The organism is Methylobacterium organophilum (assembly GCF_022179465.1).
GTDB classification, from domain to species: Bacteria; Pseudomonadota; Alphaproteobacteria; order Rhizobiales; family Beijerinckiaceae; genus Methylobacterium; species Methylobacterium organophilum.
Map to the genome: position 1 here is coordinate 1 of NZ_BPQV01000061.1, position 249 is coordinate 249.

At 40.6% G+C, this 249-nt stretch carries 1 protein-coding gene; it reads right to left on the reverse strand.

Translation table 11 applies throughout. The features are described 5' to 3' along the window. On the reverse strand, positions 1 to 249 hold a 249-nt coding region (locus MFF21_RS23805), incomplete at both ends, for a hypothetical protein (protein ID WP_505744251.1).

Below are 249 nucleotides of genomic sequence, written 5' to 3' on the forward strand. Positions count from 1 at the left end.
CTCAGCTTCCACTGTTCGCAATTCTTCATCAAGCTTTTTAATTTCCTCGCCGACTTCACGCATTTCTTTAATAATGTGATCCGCTTCTTTTTTCTCACGCTTCAGCACAGCAACCTGCTGAGAAACTTCATTTCGTTTTCCTTTTAACTCTTCAACCTTGCCGATAAGCTCTCTTCGTCTATCATCCAGCGCCTCAAACTTATCAAAATCAGTTAAGTCTTCGCCTTTGTGTACAAGCTTTGCTTTAAT